This is a genomic window from Geosporobacter subterraneus DSM 17957 (assembly GCF_900142145.1).
GTDB lineage: Bacteria > Bacillota > Clostridia > Peptostreptococcales > Thermotaleaceae > Geosporobacter > Geosporobacter subterraneus.
This window is the reverse complement of sequence record NZ_FQZV01000023.1, coordinates 53,990-61,829: the sequence shown is the minus strand read 5'-3', so window position 1 is coordinate 61,829 and position 7,840 is coordinate 53,990. Positions and strand designations below refer to the sequence as shown.

7 protein-coding genes are annotated in these 7,840 nt (G+C 39.5%); 1 reads left to right on the top strand and 6 read right to left on the bottom strand.

The annotated features are described in order from the left end of the window. Positions 1 to 515: 515 nt before the first annotated feature. From BUB56_RS09900 to BUB56_RS09875, 6 genes are all read right to left on the bottom strand, one after another. Entirely contained in the window at positions 516 to 1,517 is a 1,002-nt protein-coding gene (locus tag BUB56_RS09900) for a polyprenyl synthetase family protein (protein ID WP_190014385.1), read from the bottom strand. Between the two features lie 158 nt (positions 1,518 to 1,675). Next, entirely contained in the window at positions 1,676 to 2,386 is a 711-nt protein-coding gene (locus BUB56_RS09895; protein ID WP_110941154.1) for an ABC transporter ATP-binding protein, read from the bottom strand. Then, positions 2,387 to 3,187 (bottom strand): ABC transporter ATP-binding protein, encoded by an 801-nt coding sequence (locus BUB56_RS09890; protein ID WP_110941153.1) that lies wholly within the window; start codon positions 3,185 to 3,187, stop codon positions 2,387 to 2,389. Continuing rightward, positions 3,184 to 4,239, bottom strand: coding sequence for a branched-chain amino acid ABC transporter permease (locus BUB56_RS09885; protein ID WP_110941152.1), 1,056 nt, complete (start codon positions 4,237 to 4,239; stop codon positions 3,184 to 3,186). The genes BUB56_RS09890 and BUB56_RS09885 overlap by 4 nt, the downstream gene beginning before the upstream one ends. Before the next feature lie 3 nt (positions 4,240 to 4,242). Further along, entirely contained in the window at positions 4,243 to 5,145 is a 903-nt protein-coding gene (locus tag BUB56_RS09880; RefSeq protein WP_330392605.1) for a branched-chain amino acid ABC transporter permease, read from the bottom strand. Between the two features lie 86 nt (positions 5,146 to 5,231). Beyond that, positions 5,232 to 6,413, bottom strand: a complete 1,182-nt coding sequence (locus tag BUB56_RS09875) for an ABC transporter substrate-binding protein (RefSeq protein WP_110941151.1) — start codon at positions 6,411 to 6,413, stop codon at positions 5,232 to 5,234. Between the two features lie 296 nt (positions 6,414 to 6,709). Here BUB56_RS09875 and trpS point away from each other — a divergent pair, with 296 nt between their 5' ends. Then, on the top strand, positions 6,710 to 7,693 hold the full coding sequence (trpS, locus tag BUB56_RS09870) for a tryptophan--tRNA ligase (protein WP_110941150.1): 984 nt from the start codon (positions 6,710 to 6,712) through the stop codon (positions 7,691 to 7,693). Positions 7,694 to 7,840 lie beyond the last annotated feature (147 nt).

Genomic DNA, 7,840 nt, shown 5'->3' with positions numbered 1-7,840 from the left:
ATTAAGTAAAGCCTCAAAAGAGAAACCCTTAGGACCACGTTTACAGGGTTGAATTTGAAAAGCTTGTAGTAAAATGGAATAGTCAATGAAAGTCAAAATAGCCTGTAATTTTGTTAATGGTTGAAGTTCAATAATTTGATCTAAAGTAAATAAAGTTGTTTGCCGATACATAATTTGCAGTCGCCCCTTTCTGTGGATTTTTTTTACAAATTATTTATCGGATTGGGGTAGACTGTTTTTTTATATTTTTGAAACATTGTTATTTCAAGGCTTAAAAATTATGAAATTTACTCAATATAGATAAACGCCATTAAAATGAAAGATAAATGCAGGGGACGACTTATGTGTCGACCCGAAAAAGCGGGCAGACACATAGGTTGTCCCCTACAAAATAGCATCTTGTTGTAGAGGCGTTTATCTATAATGAAGTCCAACATTGAAAATCAATATTTAGGGAACGGCCACTATGCCGTTCCCTACAATTTTTTTGTTATATACCTCTATATAATCATTTTCTAATTTTTTCTGCGGATGATTTTATCGGCTAAATCCATCAGAGTTTGCTTATTGGGAGAATTCTTGATTTGTCCCAGTGCGGCCTTAGCCTTTTCTACACAAACAACAGCCTCCTGATAGGTTTCCTCTAAAGCATAACTATCCTTTAACAGTCTTAAAATTTCAAAGTATTGGCTTTTGCTTACATTCCCCTGAAAAAAAATACTCTGAAGCCATTTTTTATATTCTTCCTGCTTAATAAGCTTTAATATGGGCAGGGTAATATTGCCTTCCCGTAAATCGCAGCCAACAGGTTTCCCCAAATCCTTTTCTTTTCCTGTAAAATCTAACAGATCATCAATAATCTGAAAGGCATATCCAATATTCATCCCATATTCTCTAAAAGCTTCTATTTCTTGCTCCCCTGCACCGCCAACAATGGCCCCTGCCTGGCAGCAGGCAGCGATCAATATGCCTGTTTTCTTATAAATTCTGCTGTAATAATCCTCTACCTTTTGATCCAGATTAAATTTATTAGAGGCCTGTACAATTTCTCCGTCGCACATTTCTCCAATGGCTTCTACCACTAAATTCATACTGGCCAGCAGTTTGTTGGTAGACAAAATCTCAAATGCCTTTGCAAATAAGTAATCCCCTACTAGCACGGAAGCATGATTACCGATCTGTACATTGAGCGTAGGTCTATTTCTTCTTGTTTTAGACAAATCGATCACATCATCATGTACCAAAGAAGCCATATGGATCAGTTCACAGGCTACTGCAGTATAAATGGTTTCTTGATTAAGAGAGCCGAAGCATTGCGCTGCGCTCAGTACCAGCAGAGGCCTTACCCTTTTTCCTCCTGCTTCAATGAGCTCTGTACAAATCCTATTGGTAAAATGGTGACTGTCGGAAACAGCCTGATGCAGTGCCTGCTCCACGGCTTCCATTCCTTGAACCGGATCTGCATGAAATATCTCCTTCTGTTGACCCAGAGTATCTTTCTTTGTTAGATTCGCCAAATTACTCTTCCTTTCTTTACAAACCTTATCTACTAGTATGGTCTGCATAAAGGATTTTAAAACGATAAAAAAAAAGTCTGATTCATATTATCAGACTTAGACTGTATCTTTATTTTCTATGGAACATATTAATTAGCACAACACTTCATACATATCCTTTATTTAGCTTCGCCTAAATAGGCCTTCTTTACTTCTTCGTTAGTGAGCAAATCTTTCCCCTTGCCTTCCAGTACGATAGATCCTGTCTCCAGTACATATCCATAGTCGGCAATCTCCAGGGAGGCTTTGGCATTTTGCTCAATGAGCAGAATCGTAACTCCCTGTCGATGGATTTCCTTGATGATGCTAAAAATCTCCTTTACCAACAGGGGTGCCAATCCAAGAGAAGGTTCATCCATCATCAAGAGCTTTGGCTTCGACATGAGTCCCCGCCCTACGGCCAGCATTTGCTGTTCACCACCAGACATAGTACCGGCTTTCTGCCAGGATCTCTCCTTAAGCCTTGGAAACAATTCATAAACCCTTTCCATATCCTTAGCAATACCTGCCTTGTCCTTTCGGCTGTAAGCCCCTAAAATAAGATTTTCCTCTACCGTTAGGTTTGGGAAAATTCTTCTGCCCTCAGGTACTAATACAATTCCCTTTTCCACGATATCCTTTGTTTTATACTTTAGCAAGCTCTCTCCCTGATATTGGATGCTGCCTTCACTGCTTTTCGTCAAACCCATAATACTGCGCAGGGTAGTACTTTTCCCGGCACCGTTAGCACCGATTAAAGTAATAATCTTATTTTCAGGAATGTCGATATGAATTCCCCTCAGGGCATGGATTCCTCCATAATGTACATTCAGATTCTTAATCTCCAACATCTAATCCACCCCCAAATATGCTTCAATAACTTTTTCATTGTTTTGTATTTCACTGGGGGTTCCTTGGGCAATGGTTACCCCATGGTCCAGTACGAAAATTCGCTCGCAAATTCCCATAACCACCTGCATATGATGTTCTATCATGAATATGGTCAGTTTAAAACGATCTCTGATTTCCCCCACAAAATCCATTAATTCCAGCGATTCTTTAGGGTTCATACCTGCTGCCGGTTCATCTAAAAGCAATACCTTAGGATTTGTAGCCAATGCCCTTGCGATTTCCAATCTCCTTTGTTTTCCATAAGGAAGAGAGGATGACTTTTCATGCATCACGCCCTCTAAACCAACTTCCTCCAACAGATGTATCGATTTCTCAATCATTGCCTTTTCTTCTCTTGTATAGTTTGGCAGTCTTAGTATGGAAGAAATGACGTCGGATTTAATTCGTAAATGATTGGCTATAATTACGTTATCCAATACAGATAATTCCTTAAACAGCCGGATGTTCTGAAAAGTTCTGGCTACGCCCAGCTTCGTAATCTGATCTGGCCGATATTGGGTGATATTGATTTCATGGCTGCTGGGATTACCCTGAGAATCCTTTATTTCCTCTGTAAAGTAAATCTGTCCCTCCGTTGGTGTGTATACCCCTGTAATCATATTAAATGCGGTGGTTTTTCCTGCTCCGTTAGGCCCTATTAATCCTACGATTTCACCCTCCTGCAGCGCCATTTGAAAATTGGATACAGCAACCAGCCCGCCAAATTTCATTGTGATATTATCTGCCCTTAATATACTCATTGTTTCACTTCCTTCTTTCCCGACTTTTTCAGGAATTTTTTCTCTAAAAACCAGTCCCAGGTAAATTCATTACTCCCCATTAATCCATTTTGGTAGAATAAGATGACAATCATCAGAAGGAGTGAGAATACAACCATACGCATGCCCGGTATTCCTTCGATTCGTATAAATCCAAGATTAATAGCTTCATCCAAAACTCTAAGATATTCCATAGCTACTGTAACTACTACAGCAGAGATTACTGTACCTGTAATGCTTCCAATACCGCCTAAAACGACGATTAGAAGGATATTGAAGGTTAATGTGAAACGGAACATATTCGGGTCAATGGTTCCCAGCAGGTTGCCTAATAGTGCCCCTCCGACACCGGCCAAGAAGGCTCCCATGGTAAAGGCCATTACCTTATGCTTAAATAGACTGATTCCCATGGCTTCTGCAGCAATTTCATCCTCACGAATGGCCTTAAAAGCCTTTCCATAGCTTCCCTTTATTAAAAATACCATGAACAATATAGTAATAAATGCAATTCCCCAAGTCCACCAAATATTGGTATGAGTTGGCAATCCTTTAAGCCCGAGGGCACCATTGGTTAAGCTTTGGGTATTGGTAAATACTACACGGATGATTTCTCCAAAGCCCAGTGTTGCAATGGCCAGATAATCATCCCTAAGCTTTAATGCCGGTGCACCGATCAGAAATCCTATCAAAGCTGTAACAAGTCCTGCCATAATCAAAGCCGGTAAAAATGACCATTCCACCTCTGCTAGAAAAGGGACAATTGGCTTCATAAAGAAATTCATCTGTTTCATTGCCGGTGACAGGGTTAGAAGTCCTGCGGTATAGGCTCCTACAGCCATAAATCCCGCATGTCCAAGGGAGAATAAACCTGTAAAACCGTTAATCAAATTTAAGCTTAAGCCCAGAATGACATAAATACCACATAGATTTACAATTCTCATCTTATAGGAATCGAAGGTTTGTTCAAAGATGAAGAGTAAACCTATCAAAGCGATGATTGAAATAATGTTTAATATTCTTTTTGTATTTTTCATCTTTTACACCTTCTCTGTCAATTTTTGACCCATCAAACCTGTGGGTTTTACCAAAAGAATTAGGATTAGGAGAATGAATGCAAAGGCATCTCTGTATCCTGTTAATGCAGGCAGCAGCGCCACCAGCATAATTTCACCCAGTCCCAGTATAAAACCGCCAAGAACAGCTCCCTTAATATCGCCGATACCACCGATTACCGCAGCAATAAAGCACTTTAATCCCGGCATAACACCCATTAGGGGCACCAGCTGGGGAAATTTTAATCCCCACATAATTCCTCCCACTGCCGCCAGTAAGGAGCCTATTCCAAAGGTTAGAGATATGATTTTGTCTACATCAATAGCCATCAGCCTGGCCGCCTCATAGTCTTTAGATACGGCACGCATGGCCATTCCTGTTTTCGTATGATGAATAAAGTACACTAGTCCCATTAGAAGAAGTAAGGTGATAACAGGAATGTAGAAGGTGAGGCTGACAATGGAAACACCGCCGATATTGATAATTTTGTTAAACATCGGTGGAATAGGGAAGGCTTTCGGCCTTCCTCCAAAAACTACAATGGCAAGGTTTTCAATAAAAAAAGAAACGCCGATAGCCGAAATCAGAACCGATATTTTAGGAGAGTTTCTTAAAGGCCTATAGGCGGCTCTTTCTACCGTCATTCCAAAGAAACATGTAAAAATGATTGCAACAATAAAAGAAAGCCACCATGGCAAAGCCAATAGAGTAACACCATAAAAAGCTACATAAGTACCAATCATGAAAATATCCCCGTGGGCAAAGTTGATTAAGCGCAAAATTCCATAAACCATTGTGTAGCCTATGGCGATCAACGCATACAAGCTGCCTAAGGATATGCCGTTTGTTAAGTGCTGCATAAAGACCTGAAATGTCATAGATGCCATCCTTATATCCCCCATATCTAATAGATTTGTTTTTCCTTTAACAAGGTAGACTTCCACATCCATGGAAGTCTACCGTTATTCACGTCTCATTCTGCTTCAACAAAAGTTACATAACTCAATTTCTTATTCTCTACCTTCATGATAACTGCACTTTTTTGTGCATCTCCATTTTTATCTAGCGTGATTTTTCCTGTGGCTCCTTCGAAATTCTCTGTCTCTGCTAAAGCCCCTCGTATTTTTTCTGAATCATCAGTTCCTGCTCTTTTGATGGCATCTAACAATACAAGATAAGCATCAAAACCCAGAGCACCGAAAGCATTTGCCTCCCGTTGATGCTTCTTCTCATATTCTTCTAAAAATAATTGGGTCCGCCTGGTTACCTGAGCTTCTTCAGAAAAATGACTGCTAAATATTACACCTTCTACAGCCTCACCGCCAATTTCTCTAAAATCCGGAGCCTCCCAGGTATCGCCTCCCAGAAAGGGGATTTGTATGCCCATTTCTCGTGCTTGCTTAATCAATAATGCAGATTCTATGTAATTACCAGGTGCAAAAACTACGTCCCCACTGTTTTTCTTTATTTCACCTAGGATATTGCTAAAATCCTGCTGGCCGGAGTGATAATTATAAACCCCTAAAATACTATCTTCATTCCCTGTACTTTCTTGAAAAGCCTCCATAAAATAGCGGCTAAGTCCTAAAGAATATTCCTGAACCTCATCTTGTACAATGATCGCTTTTTGGGCCCCTAGATCTCTTACAGCATAGTTTGCCATAACCGTTCCTTGAAAAGGATCTGCAAAACAAACTCTAAAGTAATAGTCATTATTTAAAGTAACCATTGGGTTAGTGGGAGAACATCCTACAGCCGGCATTTTTTCTTTTTTAATGATTTCTCCCGCGGCAATAGATAAAGAACTTCCATAGCTGCCAATGATTGCTTTAACCTTTTCCTCCTGAATTAACCTTCTTACCGCATTTACTGCCTCGGTCCGATCACTTTGATTATCTATAACAACCAATTCCACCCTTTTCCCCAATACTTCAGGAAAAAGGTGATTTGCCAGTTGTATTCCCTCAAGTGTCATTCTGCCGCCGGCTGCTGCAGCCCCTGTTAAAGGTTGAAATACACCAATTCGTATCCTTGGATTCCCTTTAGTACTTTCCTCTTCCCTTTCCTTTGATGTTTTCATTTCCATAGAGCCGGTACACCCTGTAGAAATCATCCCTGCTAGTATAAAACTTAATATGATTCCCTTGTATCTCATGGATATGATCATTCCCCCTTATGTACCCCCGCTGCATGCAGTCTTTATGAACTAAATCCTCCTCTTGTTTCCGTAGATTTCCTATACATTTGGACCATGTATATTAAGTATATTTTAAATTTTTGTAATATATTTGTCAATAACCATTCCTTTGCACCCTCAATTCACATGCTGTAAAATACTAGCTTCTAGAGAACAGGGCTTTTTATGGGGAAGTTATCTTTTCCTGTCTTGTTTTTTATTGGATTTGGTTATATTATAATTTAAAGTCTATTATTTAGCCGGAGGTGTTCGAGATGAAAAGAGTTTTCTCGGGGGTCCAACCCACAGGAAATATACATATAGGCAACTATATTGGCGCAATTAAACAATTTGTAGAGCTGCAGGAAACCATGGACTGCTTTTTTTGCGTAGTAGATTTGCATTCCATAACCCTTCCACAAAACCCTGAAGAGCTTCACAAGCATACTTTAGATGTGGCAGCCCTATATATGGCCGTTGGTATTGATCCTAAAAAAGCCACCATCTTTGTACAATCCCATGTACCCGCCCATTCAGAGCTGAATTGGCTGCTGGTCTGCAATAGTTATATGGGTGAGTTGAGCCGCATGACCCAGTTTAAGGATAAGAGCTCTGGTAAGGATGCAGTTCCTACAGGTTTATTTGTATATCCCACATTGATGGCAGCAGATATACTCCTTTATGATACCCATATCGTACCTGTAGGCAGTGATCAAAAACAACATTTAGAGCTGACAAGAGATATTGCTATCCGATTCAATAACCGCTTTGGAGAAACCTTTGTAGTTCCTGATGTAAAGATCAAAGAAGTAGGGGCAAGAATTATGGCGCTTGATGAACCTACGAAAAAAATGAGTAAAAGTGCGGAGAATCCACTCAGTCGAATTTCCTTGTTAGATCCTCCGGCACAGATTAAAAAATCTATTATGAAATCCACTACAGATTCCGATAATGAAATTCGCTACGATGTAGAGAATAAACCGGGCATCAGCAATCTGTTAACCATCTACAGCCTATTTTCCGGTTTAACTGTTCCTGAGGTTGAAAAGAAGTATCACGGCGCTGGTTATGGTACTTTTAAAAAGGATTTAGTGGAAGTTGTAACTGATTCTTTAACAGTAATACAGGACAAGTTTTATGCCGTCCGTGAATCTGAAGAATTACGGATTGTACTTAAAGAAGGAGCTGCAAAAGCTAACGAGATTGCAAATGAAACCTTAAGTAGAGCAAAAAAGAAATTAGGCTTTGTAATGCTTTAACCTCAATAAAAATAGGACTGGATTTTTTCCGGCCCTATTTTTATTGTTTTCTTTAAATAATTATTGTTTTGTAACAAAAATCGGACATAAAACATAATCTATATTAGACAAAAGAAAAAAAAACTAATATCTTTTGCATCAAATTAA

Excerpts from the sequence above, each read along its gene's own strand:
- BUB56_RS09880 (WP_330392605.1), bottom strand. The coding sequence starts at position 5,145 with ATGGCATCTATGACATTTCAGGTCTTTATGCAGCACTTAACAAACGGC.
- BUB56_RS09890 (WP_110941153.1), bottom strand. The coding sequence starts at position 3,187 with ATGAGTATATTAAGGGCAGATAATATCACAATGAAATTTGGCGGGCTG.
- BUB56_RS09875 (WP_110941151.1), bottom strand. The coding sequence starts at position 6,413 with ATGAGATACAAGGGAATCATATTAAGTTTTATACTAGCAGGGATGATT.
- BUB56_RS09885 (WP_110941152.1), bottom strand. The coding sequence starts at position 4,239 with ATGAAAAATACAAAAAGAATATTAAACATTATTTCAATCATCGCTTTG.
- BUB56_RS09895 (WP_110941154.1), bottom strand. The coding sequence starts at position 2,386 with ATGTTGGAGATTAAGAATCTGAATGTACATTATGGAGGAATCCATGCC.
- trpS (WP_110941150.1), top strand. The coding sequence starts at position 6,710 with ATGAAAAGAGTTTTCTCGGGGGTCCAACCCACAGGAAATATACATATA.